This window comes from Pedobacter frigiditerrae (assembly GCF_004331645.1).
Lineage (GTDB): Bacteria > Bacteroidota > Bacteroidia > Sphingobacteriales > Sphingobacteriaceae > Pedobacter > Pedobacter frigiditerrae.
The window spans coordinates 24,575-49,884 of sequence record NZ_SJSK01000004.1; the positions used below are offsets into that span (position 1 = coordinate 24,575).

Here is a 25,310-nt window from a genome sequence, read left to right on the forward strand (position 1 = left end):
TATGCAAAACTATCCTAAGGAAAATTACCATCACAATAAACATAATCGAAATTCTATGGTTTTTCGAAATATTAGATGAGTTTTTAATCATCGCTCATAAATCTCCAAAGGCAAACCATCGGGGTCGGTGAAAAACGTAAATTGCTTCCCTGTAAACTCATCAATCCTTATGGCTTCTGTTTCCACTCCTTTTTCATTTAGCATTTCACTCACCTTTGCCACGTCATCTACTTCAAAGGCTAGATGCCTTAAACCCGCAGCCTCAGGTCGTGATGGTCTTGCAGCTGGATTTTCAAAAGAGAAAAGTTCTATCTGATATAAACCGCTAACCGCCAAATCTAATTTATAAGATTTTCTTTCGGCACGGTAAACCTCAGCCAATACCTCAAAACCTAATTTATTGACATAAAAGTCTTTAGAAACTTCATAATTAGTACAGATAATGGCGATATGATGAATGCGGTTGAACATATAATTGGTTAATTGTTTGACCTGGTTAATTGGTTAATTGTTGAGATGTTGAGTTGGTTAATTGTTTAACTGGTTAATCGTTAAGTCGGTTAGCATACGAGCTTATAAATTATACACTTTCGACTTACTGACTTACCAACTCGTCAACTCACCATAATTCAATCAAATGTAATAAAACGTGAATATATTCCCTGCTTTAACTGGCATTTTTAAAATTTTAACGCTAAATTTGCATCTTCAAAAAACAAGCATGATTCATTTCTTCTTAAGTCAATCCGACGAGGTTTTTGTTCTCCAAACAGAACAAGCCCTTTCAGCAACTGATGTTACAAAACTTGAATGGTTATTCGGCGGTGCCAAAAAACAAAATGAAACTGCGCTGAGCGGTTTTTTTGTTGGTCCACGTGCAGCGATGATAACGCCTTGGAGTACAAATGCCGTAGAAATTACCCAGAACATGAGTATCTCAGGCATCATTAGAATTGAAGAATTTAAAAAAGTAGCTGAAGATTTTTCTGGTTACGACCCAATGCTTTCTCAAAAATACCAAGATTTAACACAGGCTGTTTTTACCATCGATATTAAACCTGAGCCGATTCTTGAAATTACAGATATTGCTGCTTACAATAAACAAGAAGGTTTATCACTTAGCGATGAAGAAGTAGAATACTTGGTTTCCCTGGCAAACAGGCTAGAAAGACCTTTAACAGATTCTGAGGTTTTTGGTTTCTCTCAAGTTAATTCAGAACACTGTCGCCATAAAATTTTTAACGGTAAATTTGTAATTGACGGTGTTGAACAACCTACTTCACTATTCAAATTAATCCGCAAAACTTCAGAAGAAAACCCTAACGATATTGTTTCGGCTTATAAAGATAACGTTGCCTTTATTAAAGGTCCTCTTGTACAGCAGTTTGCACCAAAACGCGCAGATGAGCCAGACTATTATACTTTAAGCGACTTCGAATCTGTTATTTCTATCAAAGCAGAAACACATAACTTCCCTACTACAGTTGAGCCTTTTAATGGTGCGGCAACTGGTTCAGGCGGCGAAATTAGAGATAGGTTAGCTGGCGGACAAGGTTCATTGCCTTTGGCAGGAACTGCAGTTTACATGACAGCCCTTTCTCGTTTAGAACAAGATCGCCCATGGGAAAAAGGTGTTGAAGAAAGAAAATGGCTGTATCAAACTCCGATGGATATCTTAATCAAGGCATCTAATGGTGCTACTGATTTTGGTAATAAATTCGGCCAACCGTTAATTACCGGCTCTGTTTTAACATTCGAACACGAAGAGAATTCACGTAAATTGGGTTACGACAAAGTAATCATGTTGGCTGGTGGTGTTGGATATGGTAAGGCCAGTCAGGCACAAAAAAAGAAACCTCAAGAAGGTGATAACATTGTAATTCTTGGTGGCGAAAATTATAGGATTGGAATGGGTGGTGCGGCAGTTTCATCTGCTGATACTGGCGAACATGGAACAGGCATTGAGTTAAACGCCATTCAACGTTCGAACCCAGAGATGCAGAAAAGAGCAGCAAATGCCGTTCGTGGAATGGTAGAAAGTGACCACAATTCCATCATCTCTATCCATGACCATGGTGCAGGTGGCCATTTAAACTGTTTATCTGAACTAGTGGAAGAAACAGGCGGTTTAATCAATTTAGATAAACTTCCTGTAGGCGACCCAACACTTTCATCAAAAGAAATTATTGGTAATGAATCTCAGGAAAGAATGGGATTGGTTATTGGAAATGAACATATCGCAACATTACAAAAAATTGCAGATCGAGAACGTTCGCCAATGTACACTGTGGGAAAAGTAACTGGCAACCATCGTTTTACTTTCAAATCTGAAACTACTGGAGTTAAACCAATGGATTTAGAATTGAAAGACATGTTCGGCAGTTCTCCAAAAGTAATCATGGACGATCAAACGATTGATAGAAAATATCAAGCCGTTGCTTACGATAAAAATCAATTAAATACCTATTTAGAACAAGTTTTACAATTAGAAGCTGTTGCTTGTAAAGATTGGCTAACCAACAAAGTTGATAGATGTGTTGGCGGTAGAGTGGCCAAACAGCAATGTGCCGGACCATTACAGTTACCATTAAACAATTGTGGTGTAATGGCATTAGACTTTAAAGGTAAGGAAGGTATTGCAACTTCAGTTGGTCATGCTCCCCTATCTGCTTTAATTGATGCTGGCGCAGGAAGTAGAATTGCCATTGCAGAATCGCTTTCTAACTTAGTTTGGGCTCCATTAAAAGACGGTCTAAAAAGCGTTTCGCTTTCTGCCAACTGGATGTGGGCTTGTAAAAACGAAGGTGAAGACGCAAGGTTATACGAAGCGGTTAAAGCTTGTTCAGACTTTGCCATTGATTTAGGAATCAACATCCCGACAGGAAAAGATTCTTTATCAATGAAACAAAAATATAAGGATGGCGATGTAATTGCACCAGGAACAGTTATTATTTCTGCAGGTGGAAATTGCAACGACATCACTAAGGTGGTTGAGCCAGTTTTACAAAAAGATGGTGGTGCTATCTATTACATTAACCTTTCTAACGATGCTTACAAATTAGGCGGTTCTTCTTTCGCTCAAATCTTAAATAGAATTGGCAATGAAACACCTGATGTTACAGATGCCGCACAGTTTAAAAAGACTTTTAATGTTATTCAGGATTTAATTAAGGATGAGAAAATTGAAGCGGGACATGATATTGGCAGCGGAGGTTTAATTACAACCTTATTAGAAATTTGTTTTGCCGACCGTGATTTAGGTGCAAGCTTAGATTTAACTAGTTTAGACGAACCCGATAGCATCAAATTGTTATTCTCAGAAAACATTGGTCTTGTTTTTCAGGCAGGTGTCGACGTAGAAAAAACATTAAGCGAAAACGGAATAGTTTACCACAAAATTGGAGAGGTAAACTCAGCTGCAACTTTAAAAGTGAAAAACTTTGAAGAAGAATTAAGCTTCGACATTGATACTTTACGTGATATTTGGTTTAAAACTTCTTACTTACTAGATACTAAACAAAGTGGAGCTCTAAAAGCTAAAGAGCGTTTCGAGAACTATAAAAACCAACCTTTAAAGTATACTTTTCCAACTCAATTTGATGGTAAAAAACCTGTAATAGACGAAACTAAACCTCGTCCGAAAGCAGCGATTATACGTGAGAAAGGTAGTAACTCCGAGCGTGAATTAGCTAATGCGATGTATTTAGCTGGTTTTGACGTGAAAGATGTACACATGACCGATTTAATATCGGGCAGAGAAACATTAGAAGACATTCAATTTATTGGAGCAGTTGGCGGTTTCTCTAACTCAGATGTTTTAGGTTCGGCTAAAGGTTGGGCTGGTGCGTTCATGTACAACGAAAAAGCGAGAATTGCCTTAGAGAAATTCTTTAGTCGCGAAGACACGCTTTCAGTTGGTGTTTGTAACGGTTGCCAATTATTTGTTGAGCTTGGCTTGATTAATAAAGACCACGAGCAAAAACCAAAAATGCTACATAATGAAAGTCATAAACACGAGAGTATTTTTACTTCATTAACCATACAAGAAAACAAATCGGTAATGCTTTCTACCTTAGCTGGTAGTACCTTAGGTGTTTGGGTATCGCATGGCGAAGGAAGATTCCAATTGCCATATAGCGAAGACAAATATCAAATCGTTTCTAAATACGCTTATGAAAGTTATCCTGCTAGTCCGAATGGTTCTGACTATAACACCGCAATGATGTGTGATGAAACTGGAAGACATTTGGTCATGATGCCACACATTGAGCGTTCATTATTCCAATGGCATTGGGCAAACTATCCAAAAGGCAGAAAAGATGAAGTCTCGCCATGGATGGAAGCATTTGTAAATGCTAGAAAATGGATTGAAAATCAAAAATAATAAAGGATTAAAAATCAAAAGCCTCGACAAATTTGTCGGGGCTTTTTTGTTCCAATCATATTCTGGTGCAAGTCTTAAAGCCAGAGCCATTGCACAAGGCAGACTTGGGCCTTAGTCAAACTTCAGAATTAATCTTAGACACAAGTCCCCATAGGCTCTTGCCCATCACACAAGACTTGCGCCAGAGAGTAATATGTACTGGCGCAAGTCTTAAAGTCCAGGCCATTGCAAGGGCCGACTTGTGCCTTAATTAATCACCCTAACCTATCTATTTCAATCAATCCTTTATCATCCTCATAGTCGATGGCACTGCTATAAAGATAATCTGAACCTTTGACCACCAGTCCCGCCTCAACTGGATTATCGTGAAGATAGTTAATCCGTGTGTCAAACATATTGGTTTGCGGATCCAACTCTATTGGGTGATTATCCTGTTGCCAAAATTGAAAAACCTTATTGTTGCTATTCTTTTCCCCTGCCTTTCCAAAAAGATACAACATCCAATCCTTTCTACTCTCTTTTGGATACTCCCTAATCTCTTTTAATATTCTATAGGATGAATATTTTTTCAAGTCACGCATAATGTTGGCCAAATGCTGCCCTTCCATACAGCTGATGATTAAGTGAACATGGTTGCTCATAATTACCCAAGCGTGAAGCCTCAACCCTTTTTCTTTACTACAGTAAGTTAGACTTTCCAAAAACAGATCTCTATAAACCCTTCTGGTAAAAACATCAATCCAACCTACCGTTGCAAACGAAACGAAATATATGCCTTCCGAATTACTGAATTTATATTTTATGCTCATTGTTAAACATAATAAGTTTAGAAGTTCGTCACACAAAACGTGCGCCAAGAGAGATTTTTCTTTCAATGAAACATGTGAATGTACTTGCGCAAGTCTTAAAACCAGAGTCATCGCAAGGGCCGGCTTGGGCCTTAGTCAAACTTCAGAATTAATCTTAGACACAAGTCCCCATAGGCTCTTGCCCATCACACAAGACTTGCGCCAGAGAGGGGTACCTTAGGTGTTTGGGTATCGCATGGCGAAGGAAGATTCCAATTGCCATATAGCGAAGACAAATATCAAATCGTTTCTAAATACGCTTATGAAAGTTATCCTGCTAGTCCGAATGGTTCTGACTATAACACCGCAATGATGTGTGATGAAACTGGAAGACATTTGGTCATGATGCCACACATTGAGCGTTCATTATTCCAATGGCATTGGGCAAACTATCCAAAAGGCAGAAAAGATGAAGTTTCGCCATGGATGGAAGCATTTGTAAATGCTAGAAAATGGATTGAAAATCAAAAATAATAAAGGATTAAAAAGTCAAAAGCCTCGACAAATTTTGTCGAGGCTTTTTTTTACAGTTTCCTTTTGGTATCATTAATTTACAGCGACGACTACTGAAGAAATACTATCGTTAAAACCGATATCTGTTAGGCAATCTTCATCAGCAGTAAGCGTGGTTACAGCACCAGCATAATTGTTGCTTTTGTATATCGTAATTTTTAAGCCAGTAGGTACTTTTATTGAAGAAGCATCATCGTTTACAACACCTAAAGCTTCTAATTGAGACATGGTATAAGAGCCAACACCCAAGCTAGCGCTCCAACCGCCATAGTTACAATTTTGATAAATACTAACAGCAGAAGGAGGTGGTGGCGTGCCCGCTGCCTCTGCATATGTACTTGCAATTCTGATGTGTTTTACAAAATGTGTAGCCTGTGAGTCATCACCCCCATAAACACCCCATTTTGGATCGCAATAATCACTATCCAAGGTTCTGCAATTGTAACGTTGTGAGCCATTACTTAAGGTTTGTTTAACGCCATTATACCATAACTCTACATAACCAGTTGAGGCACTATAAGACGCATTAATGCGCATGGTAATGTCAGTCCAGGTACTCGTTACTAATGGTGTAGACCACAATATAAATGCTGTATGACTGGCATCAAAATACTGTAGTTCTAAATTGCCATTTTTGGTCCTGAGCATCAAAGGGTGGTTCGCCAATGAGCCTGCTGTTGGATAAGATTTCCATTGCCAAATGGCTTCAGTTTCTAGGGAGGTAGGCATATAGATTTTACTTTGCCAACCTATATAAAAATTAGTGCCTTCTGGAGCGCTAAAGCCAACAGATCCATGGCCTTCTGCCCTATGGCTTCCTGCTGGCTTAAGGAATTTCCATACGGGCGTACCTGTTTCATCGTTCACAACGGTAACTGTTCCATTTTGCTCTACGTTAATAGCTTTCCACACAGCAGAACTGGAAAGCGAAGCATCTCCATTGTGTAAAATGGTTTGAACTGCCCTGTTTCCAGGATCTACTTTTGGCAAAGCGAGGTCTTTTTCATTGGCAGCTTCTGGCTTTTCTTCAGTGTTTTTCTTGCAGCTTTGCTGGGTTAATGCAAGCGCAACAACAAGCATAATAATGTTGATTTTTTTCATGATTTTGGTTTTAATATTTGGTTAATAATAGTTTTGCACATCAAATCATTGGTTATTGCAGAAAGGCGGCCGCCGTCCATAACAAAGGTGCCTGACCATGCAGGTCGCCAGTAATGCGCTTACGGTCTAAGTAATATTGCAAGTCGTTTTTCTTATTGGTTCCTTCACATACATCGCTTACATCGGCATTATCATCAATTCTAGCTACCAGAGCCAACCAAGCTTTGCGCACAGCTGGTGCATACTGTTTTTGGTTTAGCCAACCTTTTTTAACACCTGTTACCATGGCATAGGTAAACATGGCGGTACCAGAGCTTTCTTCCCATGAGGCGGGTACATCTACTAACTGTCGCCACATGCCTGATGTTGCTTGATGTTTTAACAGCGAGCTCATCATCACTTGATATCCTTTTAAAATTCTTGGTCTATTAGGGTGGTTTTTGGGTAATGAGCTTAAGATTTCGGCCATACCTGCCGCCATCCAGCCATTGCCCCTTCCCCAAAAGAAAGGCACATCTGGGGCATGGTAAAACAGACCATTTTTTTGTTGTAAGGAATCAAGGTAAACTACCATCTCTTTTGCAGCACGATCTAAATAGATTTGATTACCTGTAGCACGATATGCCTGTGTTTGTAAGGCATTGATCATAAACATATCATCAATCCACATTCTGGTTTGCCAGGTAAGTCCGCGGTTATAGAAAACATGTGATTCTGGAACTACGCGTTTACCTTCTGGTGGCCCCCATTGTTTATCGGCTATGTTTTGCCCCATGACCAAATACTTTTGCTCTTTAGTTTGTCTATAAAGTTCTAAGGGCACAGCGCCAAACACACCATAATCTACATGGTCTGGAATGGGAATGAGCGATGCCTCTTCTCGAAAAAACGGTTCGAATCGTTTAGCCAATTGCACTTTCAACGCTGCATCATTGCTTTCTTTGGCAAATTTTAGGGCGCCATACCAAGCACAAGATTCTGGATAGGTAATTACTTTTGGTGGTGTTGGCCTGCCAAAATTGGTATGTGGTGTAGCAACAAAACGATCGGCAATGCGTTTTCCAATAACCAAAGGCGAGGTACCTTTAGGCCAATTTTTAAATTCATTTACCGATTGTTTGGGCTGAGCGAGGGCTGTTGCGCTAAAAAATAGCGCAATCAATATTGATATGTTCGTTTTCATTTCTGAGGATTAACTAATTGATTTATTGGATGTAATAGGCAAGAAATCTGCTCTATGCGGACAAAAAACATCAATCAACATACCTGGTTCTAGGCATACACAGCCATGTATCACGTGAGGTGGAACATAATAACCATCTCCCTTTTTAATGATCCTTTTCTGGTCGCCAATAGTCATTTCAAAAACACCACTTTCTACATAGGTTACTTGCGCATGATGATGCTCATGTAATTGTCCTACAGCATCTACTTCAAACAATACCTTTACCAGCATAACGTTTTGGTCATGGCCATAGAGTTGTCTTTTAATGCCATTTCCTAAATCTTCCCATTGGATTTCGGATTCGAACTGAAATAACTTTCCTTGTAACATAGCTTCAATTTTAGGTTTTATGTTGATGTTAATGTTTAATATCGGGTACGCTGTTTCGGTAAATAAAATCGGCAATGGCGGCAGGATTTTCTATGGGAAAATGATGTCCTTCCAAGCTTTGTATGCCTTTAGTCATTGGGATGACGGTTGCTGGCCCTCCTTTTAAAATATAATTTTGCACCAACAACATGGTATTTTCTACAATAGGCACAATTCGATCGTCTAAACCAATTACGTGTAAGATGGGCACTTTTAAGGCGGCAAGCTGATCTAAATTGTCTTTAGGTTGATCCTTGTATTGGCTTGCTTCCTCTTCCGTCAGGTTGTACACCGTTAATAATTTCTTCCAATCGGCAACCGAACCTTTACTCGTCCCCTTTCCTCCTGGCCAACTGTTGAAATCGCACACTGGCGCTTCGGCATAAATACAGCTTACCTTGGTAGGATTTCGCTTTGACCAGCCGTAAACGTACAAACCACCACGGCTTATCCCTTCTAAGGCTACTTTTTGGGCGAAGGCTTTTTTCGCAATGAGGTATTCATAAAACTGATCCCAGCTATCTAATGCTTTGGCATGACCAAATAAATCATTGGTTTGGAGATAAGCCACATGGAAACCTCTTTCTAAAAGGATGCTATCTGGCTGTGTATGCCAATCGGGGAAATAAGCTTTCCAAACCCAAGGATTACCTGCTATAGCTTTTTTGGGAGCAATTACCCAAGCGGATAGCCCATTGAACTTAAATTCTGTTTTATCGAAATGATGCCATTTAACGGTTTTTTCTTCGGTGATGTGTTGTTGTGCCATCGCCGAATAGGTAAAACCGAGATAAAGAAGAAATAAAAAGAGGTATCTCATCATTAGATCATTTAACAATATTTTTTCCAGTTAAACGCAAGACCAATTGCGCTTCAAACAAAGATTTTGGCAATACTGCTTTACCTTGATTTTGGTTCAGTCCAACGTTTTCAAAAGTCACTTTACGGTTAGACTGAAAACCGACCAACAAGGGTTGTGCAATGGTATAATTACGTCGCCTGCTCAAGTCCCAGAAATTGTAAGCCTGGTCTTTGATGGATTGATGCTGAAAATTCCATAACACCAACTGTTTACCATGATGTGGATGCCCAGGTTCAGGACCGCCTAGGTTATAGAAAACCCCTCCCTGTATGTCATCATATAATGTTGCAAAAGGTTGCCCAGAATGGATATCTATATTTTGATCTATGCCTAAAGTACATTGCGTAATCACTGTGCCCACAGCACTATACCCTGTACCTGCTCCATGATGCTGTGCACCATTGAAGTTGCAGTTTTTGATCAATACACCATAACCTGTTCTTGCATGTATCGAGGCGTGTCCTTTTTTGCCTTTAAAATTTACGTTAGCTACTGTTACTTGGTAGCCCGAGCGGATAAACAAACCTTCATTCCAATCATGGAATTCGCAGTTCCTTATCCAGCTATTTTTTACATATTCCATCCCTACAGCTTCATACGCATAATCATGGATGGCATTTTTATGGTGGATAAATTCTTCATTGTATGTTTTCCAATTACTGGTAAACAGGATATCTTCTATGCCACATTCTTCGATAAAATTATAACTGGTTAATTCAAATGTTGCACTTTTCACCATCCGCACATCAAAATGCAAAGGATTTTTAAACTTTACCTTATTACCTTCAATCTTTTCAATGGTATGAATTTCATTGATCAACATCCCTCCTTTTTCGCCAAACAACCTTGTCCATTCTGGTTTTAACTGTAAGGGTGCAAAATAGATCTTGGTGAACTCTTCACTTCGGTGACGAATCACTACATCTTGACCAACCTTTAAAGCGGAAACATTTGCTACTTCTACCCAGAAACTTTCACGATCAGCATCCTTTGTTAAGGCAGTTAAGACTTTAGTGCTTGTATTACTAGGTTTAAATAGTATTTGTCGGCCATTGATCCGCATTTGATCTTGATGGATTTCAGTCCCACCTGCCCCAGTACCACTGCCTTTTAATACAATGTTACTTTTAGAGATCAGGATGTGTTTAGTGCTATCCTTATCTTTAGCAATCAGGTATTTTCCTGGCGGGAAGAAGACCACGCCTCCATTTTCATTTCGCTCTGCTGCATTTATAGCTCGCTGAATGGCTTCATCATCATAATTGGCATCGTTGGGTTTGGCGCCATAATCAACCACATTAAATCTCTTTTTACCAACTAGTTTCGGGATTTCCTTTTCAGAGAAATGGTAACCAGCATAAGAAAAATCTGGCAGTAAAGGTGTTTTGCCAGCTTGTTTTGCGCTCACAAAATCTACCCACGCTTTGGCTACTTCTTGGGCAGACAAAGAATTGGTTAGGGATAAAAGCAATACAATTACAATCAGTTTTTTCATGATATTATTAATGAGGTATGACTTATAATTATCTTAGTCTATGGCTCCTGTTTTCATTTTAGCTGCAGGTTTCATGTTTTTTGCCTTCACTTCACCGGCTACTTCCAACTTAATTACGGTAGCAATTTGACCTACTGCTGTTGCAGGCACCTGTATGCTCACAATATCTCCTTGCGCACTTACTTTTAACTTTGTGCCATTGTAAAGCATACTAGCTGCCACTATTTTATTTTGTATTCCAGGCACTTTCAATTTTCCATCTTTTGGCCAATCAAATACAGAGAGGTATAAGTTGGTATTATTCTTTGTGCTCTTTTTGGTGATACGTCCCCAAGGCACTTCTGCTAAAGGGTTGGCTGCAGTGGCGTAGATGGCTTCATGGTTTACCTTCATCCATACGCCAATGTCTTTTAACCGATCTAAACTTTCTTGCGGAAAAGAACCATCGGGTTTCGGACCAACATTAAGCAGGTAATTCCCTCCCTTAGAAGCAATGTCTATTAAGTTTTGGATTAAAGTGGTTGAAGATTTCCATTTTTGATCTGATTTACGGTAGCCCCAAGTGCCATTCATCGTCATACAGGTTTCCCAATATTGGCCATCGAGTTCACTTAAGTCGGGTATTTTCTGCTCTGGAGTTTTGGTATCACCCGGAAAGTTTGGACGTTTTAATCGATCATTGGTAATGATTTTTGGTTGTGACTTTAATGCATCCTGTAACTTCAGCGCTGCCTCATCTGTCATATTAGTTGGCGTATCCCACCAAAGCACAGCAATTTCACCGTAATTGGTCATCAACTCTTTTAACTGTGGTACAGCAACATCGTTGATGTATTGATCAAATGTTTTCGTATCCTGAACAGGATCCCACTTTCCTTTATGAGCTGCCGTATAAGCATCCACCTTTGCACTATCAGGATTAGGCCATCCTTCACGCATCAGTTTACGTGCAACCGAGCCGCCAGCATTACCCCAATCTTGTGCCTGTGAGTAGTAAAACCCTAGTTTAATGCCATATTTTTTGCAAGCTGTTGCTAAAGGTTTCAATAAGTCTTTTCCATAAGGCGTAGCATCGGTAATGTCCCAATTACTAGCTTTTGAATTGAATAAAGCAAAGCCGTCATGGTGTTTTGCAGTAATGATCAAGTATTTCATCCCTGCATCTTTAGCTGTTTTTACCCAAGCATCGGCATCATATTTTACCGGATTAAATTGTTTAGCGATCTCTTTATATTCAGCCACAGGAACCTTCATTCTATTCAAGATCCATTCGGCTCCGCCTTTTGCTTGCTCATGACCATTGTACTGACCAGCCATTTGTGCATATACGCCAAAATGGATAAACATACCGAAACGTGCTTCAGTCCACCATTTCATTCGTTCTTCTTTAGAGAACGTCTGTTGCGCATTGGCGGAAAACATTGTCAATAGGCACACAAATATTAAGCAGCTTAGTTTTTTGATCATGATTTATCGTTTTTATTAGCTTATTCTTTATTAATTTTTAATAAGGGAAATAGTTAATGAGATGTTACTTGCTTGTTATGGTTATTTTATTTGTGCTTAGCCACGCAGGGCCCACATTTTTCTGTTGTAAAATCGACAACTGATCTTCGTTTAAACTTGCGCCAACATCTTTTTTATTGATGAAAGGAAAACTCCCAACAAAGGCACCTTTTACTGCACTTGTTGATGCGGGTTGCCAGATTACACCCACGTTATTAAGCCGGACATCTACTTGTTTAAATCCTGCTAGCAAACTAACTGCAACTCCCTTTTCATCAACCATGTTTCCATTAAAGACAACATCAGCAGCTTGATCTACCATTGTAACACCATTACTTACTTTGCTAATGAGGTTATTGGCAATCATCACTTTTTGTGGTGGTAAAATCCGCTCTGCATTTTTTCCTGCGCCTATAGAAAAAGCTTCTTTACAGTCAACAATAGTATTGGCAACAACGGTTGCATTTTTAACTTGCCAGTGGCTTACCAAAATGGGATTTGGCAGTCCGTTCATGACCGAAATTGCAGCTCTTAATCCTGTCCCTGTTAAACCTTGCAGGTAATTATTATAAACATTGTGGTATTCTCCAATGATCCTGATGCCGCCAGTATCTTTGATGTGATTGCCGATAAAGATGTTTCCAAAAACAGCATTGTAATTCCCATGTCTTAAGGTTAAAGTGCCAACACTTTCATAGAAAAGATTGTTAGAAATGGTATTGCGACAAGATTTTACAGAAACGATTTCTGTTTCTCCATTACAATGGGCAAAGATGTTGGCATTCACCGTAGTAAAGGAATCGTACATAGACCAGGTGCTGGTTCCAATACGGATGGTCTCTCCACCATTTCCGTTAATATCTGGTCGGGGTCCGAAATAATTATGATCTATTTGATGATAATTGGCACTAGCCGAAAGCCAAACCACAAGCGTTGGACCGATATTGGTTTTGCCTTCAAAATAACAATGGTCTACACGATGGCGGCTACCATAAAGTGAAACATAGGTATATTCCTTAGCTTTATCTGTTGGATTGTAATTAACTACACTTGAATTGCTTAGGCGACAGTTAGAAGAGCTTTCTGCAAATAGGATCACATCTTCGCCATTGGTAGCCCCACCCTTAAAATTCAAACCATCTACCAATAACCAAGTCCCTTCAATTTTAATGGATGATTTGCCAGTGAAATTAACTTTCAATGGATTTTCAGCTTTTAATACAATTGGATTTTGACTGGTGCCTTTTCCTTTAAAAAGCAATTGTTGGTCTTTCCAATCTCCATTAGCAAGTATGACCTGATCGCCAGGTTTTAAAACCAATTGCTCAAGCTCAGCAGCCGACTTAACAGTGTAATTCTTTGAAAAACCCTGTAACGCTAGACTTAGCAAACAAAAGGTTAAAAAAAGCTTGAATCTCCTATTCATTTTGTTAATTCTTTAAAGGTTTAATCAGGTTTTTACTTCTCAATAAGGCTTCTAGGTAATAATAATCTGCATAACTTAAAGGCACATCTACCTCAGAGTTGCTAGGTCTAGAACCAGTGCTGTGCAATAAAATAAAGCCAAATGAAGAACCTACTGGCGCAATGTATTTGGTAGCTAAAGATTGCAGCATCTGGTCTGCCTTTTTGCGATAATTCTTTCCTTCTTTACTATAGTCGGCCAATTCATATAATGCCGATGAGATTACCGCAGCAGCTGATGCATCTCTTGGCTCATTAGGAATACCAGGTGCATTAAAATCATAATAAGGCACTAAATCTGCGGGTAAGTTCGGGTGGTTCAGGATAAACTTTGCTACGTTTTCTGCCTGTTTCAAGTAAGCTGGGTTTTTCGTATATCTGTAACACATCGTATAACCATATACTGCCCAAGCTTGGCCACGAGCCCAAGCAGATTCGTGACTATACCCTTGATGGGTGTTTTTCTTTAATACAGCACCAGTATTCGGGTCGTAATCTATTACATGGTAAGAACTGTAATCGCTACGAAAATGATTTTTCATTGTTGTGTTTGCGTGACTTACGGCAATTTTATAGAATGATGAATCGCCTGTTAGTTTTGTGGCTTCAAATAAAAGCTCCAAGTTCATCATGTTATCGATAATGACTGGATTGATCCATTTATCTCTACTATGATCCCAAGATAAAATCACTTCTGTTTTTGGATTAAAACGAGTAGACAATGTTTTTGCAGCCGTTATTAAAACTTCACGGTAATTTGGATCATTGGTTAAGCGATAACCGTTTCCAATGCTACAATAGATTTTAAAACCCATATCATGCGTAACTCCGTTAGTTTTTTCTTTCTCTATGTCTGCAGAATATTTTTTTGCGGCTGTTAACCATGCTGCATTGTGATCATATTCATACAGATACCACAACACTCCAGGAAAAAAACCACTGGTCCAATCTTTAGAAGCAACCAATTTTAGTTGCTCATTTTCTATTGTTCTTGGCGAAACAAGTTCTGGTTTTGCACTGCTTTTGGCTTTTTCTACCTCTTTTAATAAGGTTGCTGTTTGTTTTGAAGCGTGATTAAAAGCTTGTTTGACGTCATTTACGTGTTGGGCAACACAGCTAGTTTGTATAAGGGCTAAAAATGTGATGATATAAATTGATGTTTTGCGTATCATGATATTGATGATATTTTATAAAATTTAAGTATTTGCACAAGCTATTAATTTAACCAGATATAGGGATGGCGAATGGGCAAGTTCCTGATCACTTCCTCAACATTTGGTTGATGTTCTAACTTTTTCCAGGTATTGAGCCAGTCTGCATTATGGTAAGCATTAGCACCCATGACTAAAAATGGTTGTGCTACAGGCCAATTTTCCCAATACATGACATCCTTTTTAAATGGCCACTTATTTTTGTCTGCAACAAATGGATAAAGAAATTCTATCCCTTTTTTAATTGATCTTCCATCCCCAGTTTTATAGTTCCATAAGTCATGTCCATCTACTGTTAATATCTGGCAAATCATGGTCATGGCATCAAGGTTAAAAATGGAATAACCAAAAGGTTTGGTGCGAGCAAGCTCTAATGGAAAACTTCCATCAATTGCCATTTGATCTGGCAACAGCACTGTTTGATAGCGCTCCCTACAAAAATCAAGTAACTTTTTATCTCCAGTTAATGTAGCAAATGAAGCCACTTGCATGACCCAACATGTGCCATGGTTGTTTTTTGCGTTTAATTCATCCTTACCATATTGATGGCTAGTTAACCAAGTTAAATAATCAGTAAACCATTGTTTGATGGTTTTTAAAATTGAGGGTTCGATAGCTTGTTGCATCACCAATATGCCCTGTGCAACTTCCATCAGTTGAATGGTATCGATAATACCAATACCACGACCTGTAAACCTGCCTTGTATGGCTTGTGCATACAATAGATTAGGATTCATCAGCGTTGCTGGATCACTAAACCATGCTTTTAAATGCACCACAGCGGCTATTGCATATTTTTTCTCACCAGTCAGCTTATAAGCTGAAGCGAATGCACCGATAATGCGACTGAATCGAATCATCGCCAAGCGATGTGCTACAAAAATCTCGGGATTGGTTAATCCGTCCTTTTGAATATAGGGCCCAGTTGGATTTTGAGGATCAGGCCACCAATAATCACCTTCAGAAAAGAAATCATGTTTGCCACCAGCACTCCTACTAGAGCTTTGTGCGGTAACCGTAATTGCTTCTTGTTTTATGGCCCAAGCAGCCTCGCTTAGGATTTGTTTTTTTAATGTTTTTGCAACTTCGTTTGCATAGGATTGTGCCACTACATCGTTTGAAGTACCAATTACAGAGAGAAATAAAATAAAGGTAAACCAACGTTGTTTCATTATTTAGTCATTAAAGTCCATGTAATTTTACCAATTGTATTTGGCTTATTTTTCTCTGGCGCTGAAATTGTTCCTTTTAATCCATTGCCACCGCGTTGCACTTTTAGCTCTCGCCAGCTGTATTGGCCTTTCTCATAATCAAAAGTCTCCCCATCATCATCATATAAACGATAAACCCCGGGTTTCTCTCCATAATAACGTATTTCTAGGTCAACCTTTTCGCCAATTTTTGGAGCGTGAAGGAGTCCTGGCATCATTGGGATAATTCCTCCATCTTTTACAAATACCGGAATTTGATCTAAACCTGGTGTAATCGTTATCACCGAACCATCGCCCACAAAAACACCTGTGTAAAAATCGTACCATCGCCCTTTGGGTAATACCACTTTTCTCGTTACCTGACCAGTAAACATTGGCGCCACTAAAAGGTATTCTCCTGCCATGTACTGATCCTTAATTTCTTTTGATGTTGCTTCTGCGTAAGGGTTTTCTTCGAGGTTAACTTTAGTGCTTATTTCTTTTTTAGGCTCTTGGTTAAATCCATCTTCTAAATTTATGGCCCTAAAAGGAGGTGTACCTTCAAAATGATATTTTGCAAATTCGGTATACCAATACGGCATCATTTGCATACGCAAGAGCGCAAATGTTTTTACTTGTTTCTCAACTTCTGGATAGCTCCAAGGTTTGGTACCACTAGACCAAGCATTGATCATGGCCATGGGCGAGAATACATTCGATTGAAATCTCCTTAACCATTCTTCTCCAGTTTTTGAAGCACGAACTTCTGGTGTCCATAACACGCCTGCAAAACCACTATTAATTAATGCCGTGATAAAATCTTCGTGGTTGTAATAATCATTGTAAATTACGTATGGAAATGAAGTTCCTCCACCATTTGATGCCCTCACTAAACCAAAAGTTCTTTGGTTGCGTTTCTTGAATATTTCTGCGCTATACCTTTGCATAAGCAATCCGTAAGTTTGTCGCATTTGCTCGGCACTCAAACCCGATGGAAAAGTAGCCACATCGGGCCAAAGGTAATGATCGTAGCCATCTACCTCGTCTATTTTATAGCCACTAACACCTATGTCTACCTGATTTTGCTGTAACTGCGAAAAGAAAAGATCCCTCGCCTTTGGCAAGCTTAAATCTGGCACTGCACCCAACCAAACCGTATGTGAACTGGTTAAAGGAAGGATTTCTTTGTAAAATGGTGCTGCAGGAGAAACATAAGGATTAAGCCATAAATTAAGGCGTATGCCCTTATTTAACATATCGGAGACGAACTTTTTAGGACTTGCAAAACGGGTACTGTCCCAAGTAAATGTTCCGGGATAGGCTTTACTTTGCCAACCAGGTTCTAGGCCAACAAAATCAAGCGGATAACCTTTTTCAGTAAAGGTATTCACTTCTTTTTCTACATCTGCAGCTGTAGATTTAGTCATTACCCTTTGTGTAAATCCCAAACCCCATCGTGGAGGAAGGTAACCGCCTCCATTAAACAAATTATATCTCTTAACAGCATCTAATGGTTTTGGTCCAGCAAAAACATATACTTCTACGCCTGCCGCAGGCACCAAAATTTCTACTGCATCTGAATATGGTCGAGATGACCATGTTTTATCGGTATTTCTATCTTTTGGTGTAGGGAAGTTTTCACTGTCTCTTCTTACGCCAGTTCCTGCCCATACTTTGACGTATCTAGCGGTATTGACAAACACCCCATAACCCTTAGAAGAGATATAGAATGGCGTTGGTGCATGGGTACGTCCATTGTCTTTTCCTCCATAATGATCTACATGCAGTTCAAGAATTTTACCACGTTGATGTACGGTTTGAAAGTTTAGTCCGAAACCATAAAGCTGTTCATTTTTTTCGAGTGGGAAACGTAATTGTGTTTTTCCATCGTTAAGACTTGCTGCAATGGCTTGTGGCAGAAAAGGAAAGTCGGCTTTACCTAGTTTTGTTAATGCGGCTAAGTTTGGTGTAGCGCCCGATGCTTTTAAGAGATCATAACTTTCTGGTGTACCTATTAGCCCTTTCCAAACACCAGGTGCAATTTCAGTCCAGCTGATATTTTGGGAGCGGGCGCAAAAAAATTGCAACAGCAATAGCACAATACACATTAGTATTCGAACAGCCTTCATTGTTTTAGTATATTTGGTTATATGCAAATAAGGGATAAATAACGAAGATTTATTCTGTCTTTTTACCTCATTAATCAGCAATATTTACATCAATAGTAAATGATTGAATTAATCTCTTGTTTATTGAATTGAATTTGGCTAATCTTATTTGATCGGAACAATGGTGTAAGATTTTCCCTTCTCTGTTTTAAAGTTAATGGTATAACCATTGTTCGCTTTAAGCACTTGAAGTTTTGCCTTCGTTTGGTTTTGATAAGGTGTCTGTTCAAAGTTTGGCATTAAGGCATTTGATGTATTTCCTCCTCCATTAGCAATTGCCACTTCTACCAATTTCACAGGAATGGGTGTTCTTAATCGGCAGTGGCCACCAATAATAGATTTTATTTTTGCCGTGCTAAGCTTTCCCTTTTCCCAAGTGATGTCTATTTCGAAATTTCCCCTTGCTTTAATTCCTTTGATTTTACCATTAGGCCAAGCATCAGGTAAGGCTGGCAATAAGCTAATTTCACCTTCGTGGCTTTGCATTAACATTTCTGTAATACCTGCTGTACCACCAAAATTACCATCAATTTGAAATGGTGGATGCGCATCGAAAAGGTTTGGATACGTTCCACCGCCACTCATTTGCGCTTTGTTTTGTGTAGGATCGATATAATTAAAGGCCGTATTTAAAATCTCGTAAGCGTGATTGCCATCCTTCATTCTTGCCCACCAGTTTATTTTCCAAGCCATAGACCAACCTGTACTGATATCGCCTCTGTGGATAAGCGTTTGTTTAGCAGCTGCAGCTAGTTCTGGTGTTTGAAGCACCGAAATTTGGTTTCCAGGAAATAGACCGAATAAATGGGAGATATGTCTGTGTGTATCTTTAGGGTCATCCCAATCGCCATACCATTCTTGCAATTGCCCATATTTACCAATGTGATAAGGGTATAATTTACTTTTCGCCGTCTCTAGTTTAGCCCTAAATTCAGCATCAATATTTAAAACCCTAGTAGCTTTAATACAATCGTTAAACAGTTCTCTGATAATAGACATGTCCATTGTACTTGCCAAACTCAATTGGTATTCCTTGCCTTGTATCTTCACTGTGTTTTCTGGAGAGGTAGAAGGATTGGTAATTAAATATCCGCTTTTAGTATCTTTGATGAGCCAGTTTAACAGGAATTGTGCTGCACCTTTCATTAAAGGATAGGCGTCTTTCCCTAAAAAAGCCTTATCGCCTGTATATAGGTAATGTTCCCACAGGTGTGTGCTTAACCAACCACCTGCCATAGGCCAGGCCGACCATCTTGGTGCACCTTTTGGGTCCCAATCATATCCACCAGGAGGTGATGTTTTTGCCCATAGATCAGAATTGTGATGTGCGGTCCACCCCTCCTTAATAGCATAGTTTACCTTTGCCGTTTTAGCGCCATTTACTGCCAACTCTTTCATGAAATCAAATAAGGGTTGATGGCATTCTGAGAGATTGGTGTTTTCTGCCAACCAATAATTCATTTCTGTATTGATATTGGTAGTGTAGTTACTACCCCAAGGTGGAATAATTTTATCATTCCAAATTCCCTGTAAATTGGTTGGCCTAGATCCAGGGCGTGAACTGGCAATCATCAAATAACGACCGAATTGATAATATAACACTTGCAATTGATGGTCGTTTTTATTTTCCTTGAAATTCAAAAGACGTTCATTGGTGGGGTACTTCACTAATTCTTGATTGCCATCCAAGTTAAATACAACACGATTAAACAGCTGTTGATAATCATTTTTATGTGTGGCTTTAATTTGGGCAAATGACTTTACAAATGCATTTTGCAGTTTACTTTTAGCCTCAACAGCAGGGTCTTTTCCTTCAAAACCTGGAGATTTATCAAAACCATTAAAACTGGTTGCCTCAGACAGATATAACGTAACTGAATTTGCGTTTTTGATTGTCAGTTGATCTCCATTAGCCTTTACGCTACCACCATCTAATTTTACCTTTACATGAATTTCAAAGTTCATCCCCTCTCCTTTTGGGTCTTCATCATATGCCACTTGAAAAGGTTCGTAATCACGATTGGCAACATGCTTAGGTGCTTTACCTTTCAACAACAAATAATCATCAGCATTTGTTGAAGTTTTGAAACGCAACAAGCTCGAAAGACCTACAGTAAAGTTTAAAGCACCTTTTTGATCAGCTGTTAAATGTACCACCATCATCTTGTCTGGGAAACTGACTAATGTTTCGCGGCTATAGGTAATGTTTCCTACTTTATAACGGACGGTAGAAAGGGCATCATGAAGATTTAAATCACGACAGTAAGTAGTTGCTACTGTATCTTTCAAATCATAATTAATCAATAAATCGCCCAAAGGAAGATACCTAGCCGAATATGGTCCTTGCATTTTTCGCCAAAGTATGGCCGCCTTATTGTAATCGCCTTCATATATAGCTTTCCGCACCTGCGGAAGTACTGTTGGACCATCTGGATTATTACCAGAAATTGGATAACCAGACCATAATGTATTGTCGTTTAACTGATATCTTTCTTTTTTGATTCCCCCGAAAACCATTGCTCCAGTTTTACCATTACCCAAAGGCAAGGCCTCTTCCCAAACACTCGCTGGGCGATTATACCAAAGCTTTAAATCTGCTGGTGTTTGCACATTTTGGCTACTAGCGTTAAATGCACAAAAAAATAAGATTAGAAACAGTAATCGATTCATAAATAAAGATTAAAAATTTAGAGAAAATACGCAATCTGCCTTAGGCGTTGCAGGTTTAGCTAGCGTTTACTGATTGGCGAGTGCTCGATCTAAATGTACATAACCCCCATCTACATAAATCAATTGACCTGTAGTGTGGCTTGACTTTTGGCTTAATAAAAATGCTGTCGTGTTGCCAATTTCTTCGGCTGTGGTCATTCTGTTCTCGAATGGAATTCTAGAAGTAATCTCTTTTAGCATGGCATCTGGATTGTCTAAAGTTGTAATCCATTTGGCATATTGCGGTGTCCAACATTCTGATACCACAACTGAGTTCACCCTTATTCCATATTTCAAAAGCTCTACTGCCCACTCTCTGGTTAATGCATTTCTGCCACCATTTGAAGCGGCATAGGCAGAAGTATTTCCCTGACCAGTATCAGCAGTTTTTGAAGTAATGTTTACGATAGCTCCCTTGCTTTTTTTCAATTCGGGCAAGGCGTGATGTGCCATTAAATAGTAGTGGATTAAATTGCTATGCAAACTTTGCATGAATTGCTCGTAACTTCCATGTTCCAGTCCAACACCATCATTTAAACCAGCATTATTTACAATGCCATCTATCCTACCAAATTCTTCAATTACACTCTTCACGGCCATTTTAGCAGCAACTGGATCACTCAACTCTGCCTGAATGGCAAATGCTTGAACACCATAAGACTGCAATTCTTGTATGGCAAGTTCATTGTCTTGTTTATTCCTACCAATTACCACAGGGATAGCTCCTTCTGTAGCCAATACTTTTGCAATACCTAAACCAATTCCCTTAGCTCCGCCTGTTACAATGATTACTTTATCTTTTAATTCTAAGTTCATTTTTGTTGTTCGATTTTCGTTTCTCGTTGTTCGTTGTCCGTTTGTAGTTTTGTCATCCTAACTTGTACCGACCCGATAGCTATCGGATTTATATCGACAACTTGTAGAAGGAGACTGATTACTTTTTCTTTATTGATTCAGTTTATGTATCCAAAACTGTTAACTCAAAACTGATAACTGATTAAAGACTCACCCCTCTTTTCCAAGGGATAAAATCATCTTGTTCTAGTTGTACTGCCTTCGGAATTTCTTCCCCACTTGCTACTGCGATAATGTAACGTAAGATTCGTTCGCCTGCCTGTTCAATGGTTTCTTTACCTGAAATAATGGTACCGCAGTCGATATCTATGATATCGGGCATCTTTTGCGCCAAAGCTGAATTGGTTGAGATTTTAATTACTGGTGTGATCGGATTGCCTGTTGGGGTTCCCAATCCAGTTGTAAATAAAACAATATTAGCACCAGCGGCAACTTCTGCCGTTGTACTTTCCACATCACTGCCTGGTGTACAAAGTAGATTTAATCCGGGTTTGCTTACCTTTTCTGGATAATCTAATACGGCAACTACGGGAGAATTGCCACCTTTTTTAGCAGCACCGGCTGATTTGATCGCATCGGTGATTAGTCCATCTTTGATGTTACCCGGAGAAGGATTGGCATAAAAACCAGAACCGTCTTGTTCTGCCTTTGCATTATAAGTTGTCATTAAATCCATGAACCTTTTGGCAGTACCCTCATCAATGCATCGGTCGCTTAATTCTTGTTCCACACCACAGAGCTCTGGAAATTCGGCGAGAATTACGGCACCACCCATTGATACCAACAGATCAGAAACATAACCAATTGCAGGATTTGCAGATATTCCAGAAAAACCATCAGAGCCACCGCATTCCATTCCGATGCAAAGTTTATGGAGCGGTGCAGGTGTTCGTTGCTGTTCATTAACCTTCATCAAACCTGCAAAAGTTTGTTTTAGCGCATCCTTAAGCATTTGTTGTTCTGTTCCTGAAATCTGTTGTTCCAATACAACCAATGGCTTATCAAAGGTTGCATCTCTTTTATAAATTTCATCCATCAAGATACTGGTTTGTGCATGTTGGCAACCCAGTGAAAGTACCGTTGCGCCAGCAACATTAGGATGTGTGATATAGCCTGCCAACAAACCACAAAGGGCATCAGAATCTAAACGAATTCCGCCACAACCTAAATCATGTGTTAAAAATTTAATACCATCTATATTAGGGAATACCCGATCAGTAAATGTTGTGTTAGGCTGTTGATTAAACTCTGTAGCTAAAATATCGTGAACAGATTGTCCGGTTTGGTATAAACCTATCAATTGATCCACTTCTGGCGCCCAACCTTTTGCTTTTTTATAACCCAATTTTTCAACCAGGGCCTCCTTTAGCACATTTACATTTCTGTTTTCGCAAAAAACCATAGGGATAACTAACCAGTAATTTGCTGTACCTACACTTCCATCAGCACGGGAAAATCCGTTAAAAGTTAAATTCTCAAATTTTGAAACATCTGGCCTTTGCCATTCAAGCTTACGTTTACCCATGTTAAAAGGTGCTGCAGCATGATGAATGTTAGCTGTGGTAAGTGCCGAGCCAGCTGGAATAAATGTTGTGGCTTCCCCTACCAAAACTCCATACATGTAAAGTTGAGCACCTTGTTCTAAATCGGTGGTGCTAAATTTATGCTTACACTGCACATCATCTTTCAGGTAAATAATTTTATCATGAAAATGTACTGGGAAACCTTTTTCTAAATCTTTTAACGCTACTAATATGTTATCTTTTGGATGAATCTGTAGATAACTTATTTCTGTTTCGATTGTTAACATATTATAACTCAAATATTTTTTTCATTAAAACCCATTTTTCGTCAGGTGCAGTACCTGGTATTTTCTGTTGATATTTCCACATCAACTCTTCCCATTCTTGAACCTTTGTATTGCCTAAATCCATTTCTGATTTTCTCTCGAAAAAAAAATCATCATTGGCACGTATGGTCATGAAAAGTTTGGTCCCTGCTCTATATATTTCCATTTCTTGAATGCCAGCGTCTGTAATACTATTTAATACTGCTGGCCAAACCGCTTCATGGTATTCTTCATATTCCTTAATTAATTGAGGATCGTCTTTAAGTGCTAATGTGAGTGCAAATTTTTTCATCTTAAGCTTGTTTCACTTTATAGGTTTTTGTTGCGTAATATAAAATGACTGCAAAGCATAACAGTGGAACAATGTATGCCTTTTGAATACTGTTGGTTGCATCAGAGATAAGTCCCATTGCTACTGGAGCTAAAGCGCCACCAATGATAGACATCACAATAAAAGATGCAGCAATTTTTGTTTCTTCTCCAAGGTCTTTAATGCCAAGCGCAAAAATGGTTGGGAACATGATCGACATGAAAAATGGAACTGCGACTACAGCATATAACGAAACTTCTCCACTAGTGAAAAGTGCCAAAACCAAAAGCAACATATTGATCAATGCATAAATTGCCAATAGTTTTGGAGCCTTGATATACCGCATTAAAAAGGTACCCAAAAACCTGCCAGCCATGAAACCAACCATGGCTATAGAACCCCAAATTAATGCAGCATCTTTTTCACTAACTCCATCTACAAACTTGGCATATCGGATAAAAAAACTACCAATACCAACCTGAGCACCAACATAAAAGAATTGTGCAATAATTGCCCAACGCGTATGTGAGTGTCTTAACACCTTAGCCGAAAATTTGGTTGGCCCATGAATATTATCATCATCTCCTTTAATTTCTGGGATTTTGATAAATGCAAAAAGAATAATCAAAAGGATAACAATAACTGCAATAATCAAGTATGGGATTTTAACGGTGTTCGCTTCGGTCTGCAAATAAGTATTCAGCTCTGTGGTAGACATTTTATCCAAGGCATCTTTACTGTATTCAATCCCCGATAGGATAAATTGACCACCCAAAATTGGGGCTAGAAAAGAGCCTACACCATTAAAGGATTGTGCAAAATTTAAGCGTTGTTCAGAGTTTTCTTTAGGCCCTAGCACTGCGATATAGGGATTGGCTACCGTTTCTAAAAACGTAGCTCCACTCGCAATGATGAAAAAGGCACATAAGAAAAACATATAGCTTCTTTCGGTAGCTGCAGGGATAACAAGCAAGGCACCAACTGCGTAAAGGCTAAGTCCGAATATGATCCCCTTTTTATAGCCATACTTATGCATGAACAACCCAGCGGGCAATGCCACTAAAAAGTAAGCCAAGTATACAAAAAGGTCAATTAGCGAAGATTCAGTATCAGTTAGTCTACAGGCCTTTTTTAAATGGGGAATGAGAATGGGATTTATGTTATGTAACAGGGCCCAAAGGAAAAATAGAGAAGTTACAAGTATAAACGCAAGTAGGTATTTATTTTTCGACATATAAATTTGGTTTCTAG

Annotated in this window: 18 protein-coding genes and 1 pseudogene; 2 read left to right on the forward strand and 17 right to left on the reverse strand. The window is 39.0% G+C overall.

Annotated elements, in window-relative coordinates:
- Positions 1 to 87: 87 nt before the first annotated feature.
- Positions 88 to 471, reverse strand: a complete 384-nt coding sequence (gene gloA2, locus EZ428_RS15265) for an SMU1112c/YaeR family gloxylase I-like metalloprotein (RefSeq protein WP_131554059.1) — start codon at positions 469 to 471, stop codon at positions 88 to 90.
- Positions 472 to 721: 250 nt separating this feature from the next.
- Here gloA2 and purL point away from each other — a divergent pair, with 250 nt between their 5' ends.
- The gene (gene purL, locus EZ428_RS15270) at positions 722 to 4,384 is read left to right on the forward strand and encodes a phosphoribosylformylglycinamidine synthase (protein WP_131554060.1); all 3,663 of its coding nucleotides are present in this window, start codon (positions 722 to 724) and stop codon (positions 4,382 to 4,384) included.
- Between the two features lie 254 nt (positions 4,385 to 4,638).
- On the opposite strand, the gene EZ428_RS15275 is transcribed toward purL, so the two are convergent.
- On the reverse strand, positions 4,639 to 5,193 hold the full coding sequence (locus EZ428_RS15275; protein WP_131554061.1) for an REP-associated tyrosine transposase: 555 nt from the start codon (positions 5,191 to 5,193) through the stop codon (positions 4,639 to 4,641).
- Between the two features lie 213 nt (positions 5,194 to 5,406).
- Between EZ428_RS15275 and EZ428_RS15280 the strand changes: the two are divergent.
- Positions 5,407 to 5,706 (forward strand): annotated as a pseudogene (locus EZ428_RS15280) (phosphoribosylformylglycinamidine synthase subunit PurQ); the annotation flags it as partial.
- Positions 5,707 to 5,778: 72 nt separating this feature from the next.
- On the opposite strand, the gene EZ428_RS15285 reads toward EZ428_RS15280, so the two are convergent.
- The 15 genes from EZ428_RS15285 to fucP all read right to left on the reverse strand — a co-directional run bounded on the left by EZ428_RS15285 (position 5,779) and on the right by fucP (position 25,293).
- Complete coding sequence (locus tag EZ428_RS15285) at positions 5,779 to 6,846, reverse strand: heparin lyase I family protein (protein ID WP_131554062.1); 1,068 nt, start codon at positions 6,844 to 6,846, stop codon at positions 5,779 to 5,781.
- Positions 6,847 to 6,898: 52 nt separating this feature from the next.
- Positions 6,899 to 8,029: a glycoside hydrolase family 88/105 protein gene (locus tag EZ428_RS15290; protein WP_131554063.1), complete on the reverse strand. Its 1,131-nt coding sequence runs from the start codon at positions 8,027 to 8,029 to the stop codon at positions 6,899 to 6,901.
- A gap of 9 nt (positions 8,030 to 8,038) precedes the next feature.
- A complete protein-coding gene (locus EZ428_RS15295; protein ID WP_131554064.1) occupies positions 8,039 to 8,401 on the reverse strand; it encodes a cupin domain-containing protein in 363 nt (120 codons plus the stop codon).
- Between the two features lie 28 nt (positions 8,402 to 8,429).
- The gene (locus EZ428_RS15300; protein WP_131554065.1) at positions 8,430 to 9,263 is read right to left on the reverse strand and encodes an alpha/beta hydrolase family protein; all 834 of its coding nucleotides are present in this window, start codon (positions 9,261 to 9,263) and stop codon (positions 8,430 to 8,432) included.
- A gap of 4 nt (positions 9,264 to 9,267) precedes the next feature.
- Positions 9,268 to 10,797, reverse strand: coding sequence for a DUF4955 domain-containing protein (locus EZ428_RS15305; protein WP_131554066.1), 1,530 nt, complete (start codon positions 10,795 to 10,797; stop codon positions 9,268 to 9,270).
- A 33-nt stretch (positions 10,798 to 10,830) separates the two neighbouring features.
- Positions 10,831 to 12,264, reverse strand: a complete 1,434-nt coding sequence (locus EZ428_RS15310; RefSeq protein WP_131554067.1) for an alpha-L-fucosidase — start codon at positions 12,262 to 12,264, stop codon at positions 10,831 to 10,833.
- A 64-nt stretch (positions 12,265 to 12,328) separates the two neighbouring features.
- Positions 12,329 to 13,729 (reverse strand): polysaccharide lyase 6 family protein, encoded by a 1,401-nt coding sequence (locus tag EZ428_RS15315; protein ID WP_131554068.1) that lies wholly within the window; start codon positions 13,727 to 13,729, stop codon positions 12,329 to 12,331.
- Positions 13,730 to 13,733: 4 nt separating this feature from the next.
- Entirely contained in the window at positions 13,734 to 14,939 is a 1,206-nt protein-coding gene (locus EZ428_RS15320) for a glycoside hydrolase family 88 protein (protein ID WP_131554069.1), read from the reverse strand.
- A 44-nt stretch (positions 14,940 to 14,983) separates the two neighbouring features.
- Complete coding sequence (locus tag EZ428_RS15325) at positions 14,984 to 16,150, reverse strand: alginate lyase family protein (RefSeq protein WP_131554070.1); 1,167 nt, start codon at positions 16,148 to 16,150, stop codon at positions 14,984 to 14,986.
- Positions 16,150 to 18,297 carry a glycoside hydrolase family 31 protein gene (locus tag EZ428_RS15330; RefSeq protein ID WP_131554071.1) on the reverse strand — a complete coding sequence of 716 codons (2,148 nt, stop codon included), beginning with the start codon at positions 18,295 to 18,297 and terminating at the stop codon, positions 16,150 to 16,152. The genes EZ428_RS15325 and EZ428_RS15330 overlap by 1 nt, the downstream gene beginning before the upstream one ends.
- 144 nt (positions 18,298 to 18,441) lie before the next feature.
- Entirely contained in the window at positions 18,442 to 21,006 is a 2,565-nt protein-coding gene (locus EZ428_RS15335) for a glycoside hydrolase family 95 protein (protein ID WP_131554072.1), read from the reverse strand.
- 66 nt (positions 21,007 to 21,072) lie between these two features.
- Entirely contained in the window at positions 21,073 to 21,861 is a 789-nt protein-coding gene (locus EZ428_RS15340; RefSeq protein WP_131554073.1) for an SDR family oxidoreductase, read from the reverse strand.
- Between the two features lie 181 nt (positions 21,862 to 22,042).
- A complete protein-coding gene (locus EZ428_RS15345; protein ID WP_205945727.1) occupies positions 22,043 to 23,710 on the reverse strand; it encodes a UxaA family hydrolase in 1,668 nt (555 codons plus the stop codon).
- Position 23,711: 1 nt separating this feature from the next.
- Positions 23,712 to 24,041 carry an L-rhamnose mutarotase gene (locus EZ428_RS15350; RefSeq protein ID WP_131554074.1) on the reverse strand — a complete coding sequence of 110 codons (330 nt, stop codon included), beginning with the start codon at positions 24,039 to 24,041 and terminating at the stop codon, positions 23,712 to 23,714.
- Position 24,042: 1 nt separating this feature from the next.
- Entirely contained in the window at positions 24,043 to 25,293 is a 1,251-nt protein-coding gene (gene fucP, locus EZ428_RS15355) for an L-fucose:H+ symporter permease (protein WP_131554075.1), read from the reverse strand.
- Between the last annotated feature and the right edge of the window lie 17 nt (positions 25,294 to 25,310).

Coding starts and splice junctions, on each gene's coding strand:
- gloA2 (WP_131554059.1), bottom strand. CDS start 471: ATGTTCAACCGCATTCATCATATCGCCATTATCTGTACTAATTATGAA.
- purL (WP_131554060.1), top strand. CDS start 722: ATGATTCATTTCTTCTTAAGTCAATCCGACGAGGTTTTTGTTCTCCAA.
- EZ428_RS15275 (WP_131554061.1), bottom strand. CDS start 5,193: ATGAGCATAAAATATAAATTCAGTAATTCGGAAGGCATATATTTCGTT.
- EZ428_RS15285 (WP_131554062.1), bottom strand. CDS start 6,846: ATGAAAAAAATCAACATTATTATGCTTGTTGTTGCGCTTGCATTAACC.
- EZ428_RS15290 (WP_131554063.1), bottom strand. CDS start 8,029: ATGAAAACGAACATATCAATATTGATTGCGCTATTTTTTAGCGCAACA.
- EZ428_RS15295 (WP_131554064.1), bottom strand. CDS start 8,401: ATGTTACAAGGAAAGTTATTTCAGTTCGAATCCGAAATCCAATGGGAA.
- EZ428_RS15300 (WP_131554065.1), bottom strand. CDS start 9,263: ATGATGAGATACCTCTTTTTATTTCTTCTTTATCTCGGTTTTACCTAT.
- EZ428_RS15305 (WP_131554066.1), bottom strand. CDS start 10,797: ATGAAAAAACTGATTGTAATTGTATTGCTTTTATCCCTAACCAATTCT.
- EZ428_RS15310 (WP_131554067.1), bottom strand. CDS start 12,264: ATGATCAAAAAACTAAGCTGCTTAATATTTGTGTGCCTATTGACAATG.
- EZ428_RS15315 (WP_131554068.1), bottom strand. CDS start 13,729: ATGAATAGGAGATTCAAGCTTTTTTTAACCTTTTGTTTGCTAAGTCTA.
- EZ428_RS15320 (WP_131554069.1), bottom strand. CDS start 14,939: ATGATACGCAAAACATCAATTTATATCATCACATTTTTAGCCCTTATA.
- EZ428_RS15325 (WP_131554070.1), bottom strand. CDS start 16,150: ATGAAACAACGTTGGTTTACCTTTATTTTATTTCTCTCTGTAATTGGT.
- EZ428_RS15330 (WP_131554071.1), bottom strand. CDS start 18,297: ATGAAGGCTGTTCGAATACTAATGTGTATTGTGCTATTGCTGTTGCAA.
- EZ428_RS15335 (WP_131554072.1), bottom strand. CDS start 21,006: ATGAATCGATTACTGTTTCTAATCTTATTTTTTTGTGCATTTAACGCT.
- EZ428_RS15340 (WP_131554073.1), bottom strand. CDS start 21,861: ATGAACTTAGAATTAAAAGATAAAGTAATCATTGTAACAGGCGGAGCT.
- EZ428_RS15345 (WP_205945727.1), bottom strand. CDS start 23,710: ATGTTAACAATCGAAACAGAAATAAGTTATCTACAGATTCATCCAAAA.
- EZ428_RS15350 (WP_131554074.1), bottom strand. CDS start 24,041: ATGAAAAAATTTGCACTCACATTAGCACTTAAAGACGATCCTCAATTA.
- fucP (WP_131554075.1), bottom strand. CDS start 25,293: ATGTCGAAAAATAAATACCTACTTGCGTTTATACTTGTAACTTCTCTA.